3 protein-coding genes are annotated in these 3,158 nt (G+C 64.2%); all 3 read right to left on the minus strand.

What is annotated here, in order from left to right; all coding sequences use genetic code 11:
* The coding region (locus IV091_RS16070) for a GNVR domain-containing protein (RefSeq protein ID WP_293470264.1) at positions 1-1,382 on the minus strand (1,382 nt) is incomplete at its 3' end.
* A 12-nt stretch (positions 1,383-1,394) separates the two neighbouring features.
* The gene (locus IV091_RS16075; RefSeq protein WP_293470265.1) at positions 1,395-1,838 is read right to left on the minus strand and encodes a low molecular weight protein-tyrosine-phosphatase; all 444 of its coding nucleotides are present in this window, start codon (positions 1,836-1,838) and stop codon (positions 1,395-1,397) included.
* Positions 1,839-1,850: 12 nt separating this feature from the next.
* On the minus strand, positions 1,851-2,966 hold the full coding sequence (locus IV091_RS16080; protein ID WP_293470266.1) for a polysaccharide biosynthesis/export family protein: 1,116 nt from the start codon (positions 2,964-2,966) through the stop codon (positions 1,851-1,853).
* Positions 2,967-3,158 lie beyond the last annotated feature (192 nt).

The following is a 3,158-nucleotide window of genomic DNA, read 5'->3' on the forward strand; positions in this document are numbered from 1 at the left end:
GCGCTGATAGCCAGAATTTTCTGGCGCTCGGGCTTGATGGCGCGCTCGGGCACGACCGGCGCGTCAACCACGCGCACGTTGCCAACCTTGCCTTCCTTGACGAGGCGCAACTGCTGCGCGCTGGTCAGCAGGCTGATGTAGAGCTCGCCGTTGACCTTGACGTCGCGCGTCAGGCGCAGCAGGTCCTGCTCAACGTTAGGCAGGGTTTTGACCTTGGCCGTGAGGGTTGCGATTTCCTTGGTCAAGGCTGAAATTTGCGCGTCCAGCGTCTGGATGACAGGATGGGCGGCGGTGTACTGGGCGCTTTGCTCGCGGCGCTTTTGCTGCAACTCAAGCAACTTGCCCTGCAAGCCAACGGACGTACCCAGATAACTGGAGCCTTCCGCGCCCAGGTCAAAGGTGCCATTCTCGTTGCGAAACTTGTTGAAACGGGCCTCTGACTCTTCCAGCTGCTTTTTGACTTGAGGCAAAAAGCCCCCCAGAAAGTCGAGGGACTTTTCGGCTTCAGCCGATTTTCGGTCGGTGTTTTGGCGCACGTAGTGCACACCCACGGCGGTCAGGGTGCGGGCGATGGCCTGGGGATTGGTTCCTTGCAGCTGTACCGAAAGCACGCCCGACGACCGGCCGAGTTCTGAAATGAGCAGTTGCCCTTGCAGCCCTTCAATGACGCCCAGTCGCGAAAAACGGGCCACGTTGAAGTGCGCGCCGGGTTTGGCCTGGAGCTGGGCGACCAACATGCGGCCCTGGTCGCTGCCGGTGCCAAACGCCATGGGGGTGCCGACCTGGCCTGTACCCAAAAGCTGGTCGTTGTCGTCCCGCAGTTCAAAACCGCCTTCAGTGACCACCAGCAACAGGGGCCGGCCTTGCAGGGCTTGGGGCACCTCAAAGAGCCCGAGGCGAATGGATTCTGTGCCCGACACGTAGCCTTTCATGCCCAAAAAACCGGGATTGGACAGCGTGGTGGCACGGCGTGCCAGCCAGCCGCCGATGAAGGGCGTGTACTTGGGGCTGGCAGCAACGTAGAGCTGCAATTCGTCGACGGCTTGGCCCACCACAAGGCGGGAGCGCAAGATTTCCATCTCGGCGGAGGCGCTCGACTTGACGTCGAACAGGGCAGCCGCTTCGCCCACGGCACCGCCACCACCCGCCTTGTTGTCTTCCACCTGGATCAGGGTATTGGCTTGGTATACCGGGCGGCTGAGAAAGGCATAGGCGCCGCCCAGCAGCAGCGCGAGCACGGTGACCGCAGCAATCAGCCAGCGCGCGCCAAGCACCACGTCAAGCAGGCCAAGCAGGTCAATGGCGTCGTCGTCTTGCGAATCGCCCTGCGCTGGGGCGGGCAAAGTTTGCAGGGGCTGGGTGGAGGTATGCAAAGAATTCATTCGGTCAGGCGATCACGAAACAAGATTGATGCGGCGCACCCACTCCGTCACGCCCAGGGCGATGGCGGCATGGGCGGCTTCGAAGGCAGCGCGGGGCTGCTGGTAGGGGTCGGCAATGTCAAACGGGCCTTGCGGCCCAAACTCGCCCAGGCGGCGGATTTTGCCGCGTGCGGTGGGGTAGAGCTTTTCAAGCGCTTGCTGGTGGCTGGCCTCCATGACCAGCACGAGGTCGGCATGGGCGCACATCCAGCCGGCGACCTGCTGGGCACGGTGGGCCGACAGGTCCAGTCCGTGCTGCGCGGCAATGTCACGGGCAGTGGTTTCGGCGCCATGACCGACCACGGCGTGCAGGCCGGCCGACCAGACCTTGCGGCCGGGCAGGCTTTCTTTAAGCAAGGCCTCTGCCACGGGGCTGCGGCAGATGTTGCCGACGCAGACGGTGAGGATGTTTTTCATGGCCCCGCGCGGTCAGTTGGTGAGGGCGCGCGTGGCAGTGATGCCTGTGGCACTCGGCAAAATCAGGCTGATCACGCGGTTCCAGCGCACCAGGGGCACCGGGTCGACGAACACGACATCGCGGGCTCGAAGCTCAAAGCCTTCTGCCAGGGCATAGGCCACGGGCGAGCTGGCGTCAAGATGGTAGATCTCTGGCGTGGTGGGTGTGACTGCTCTAGCGCCCGCATCGGCGGTGCTGCCCTGGCGGCCGTTGCGGCTGCGGACCACGTAAATCTGGCGCGGGTCGCCCGACAGGGAGCTGACGCCTCCCGACTCGCCAAGGGCTTCGTTCAGCGTGAGCCGGCCACTGCGCAGGGGGAGCGCCATGGGCCGTGTGACTTCGCCCAGCACATACACCTTGCCCTCGTCATGGTTGCCCACGCGCACCAGGTCACCGGCGGCGAGCATGATGCGCGACGGGTTGACACCCAGTTCCGTCAATTGCGGCAGATTGACCAGCGTGGTGACACCGTTGCGGGTCACGGCAACGCTGGCCCTGTCCGCCGCAGCAGTGAGGCCGCCAGCGCGGCTGATGGCTTCGGGCAGCGTCATGGGAATGTCGTTGATGGCCTGCAGACCGGGCTTGCCCACCTCGCCGTCCATGTAGACACGGCCAGCACGGTACTCCTTCACGCGCACGGTGAGGTTGGGGTCGGTCAGAAATTTGGCCAGGCGCCGCGTGAGCTGGTCTCGCGCCTGGTTTTCAGTGAGGCCTGCAATTTTGAAGGTACCCAGCAGCGGAAACTGGATCAGTCCATCAGGGCTGACGTTGAAGCCCGCCGGCGCGAGTACTTCCGGATGATTCCACACGACGACGTCAACGATGTCGCCAGGTCCAATGCCATAGGGCTTGGCCTGGCCGAACAGGCGCTGCACGTCGGCGCCGAGTTCGGCTTTTTGCAGGGCGCGTTGCTGCCGGATGAGCTCGGGCGTGATGGTAAGCAGCGCGCCGGGGGGCGGCGCGTCGGCGCTGGCGGCGCCCTCGGTCGCAGTTTTCTCTGGCGACGCGCCAGTCAGGCTACCCATGGCCGCGCGGATGTACATGCCGGGGGCGGCCGCGCAGCCGCTCAGCAGAAGGGCTGCCAGCATTAGGGCTGGCATCTTGAGGCGCGAGGCGCCTTGGGGAGTGATCAAGAGGGGTAGAGAGGGAGCAGTCGACATGTGCGGGTGATTTAATTCTTCAAACGTGGATTTAAATGATGCCATCAAACAGCATGACGGGCGGACAGGCTTTGCAGCGCCTCGCCTTGCAGCGCTGCGGGCTCGGGGCGCTGGCTGGTG

It is taken from the genome of Polaromonas sp. (assembly GCF_018780625.1).
GTDB lineage: Bacteria > Pseudomonadota > Gammaproteobacteria > Burkholderiales > Burkholderiaceae_C > Polaromonas.

Coding starts and splice junctions, on each gene's coding strand:
- IV091_RS16075 (WP_293470265.1), bottom strand. CDS start 1,838: ATGAAAAACATCCTCACCGTCTGCGTCGGCAACATCTGCCGCAGCCCC.
- IV091_RS16080 (WP_293470266.1), bottom strand. CDS start 2,966: ATGCTGGCAGCCCTTCTGCTGAGCGGCTGCGCGGCCGCCCCCGGCATG.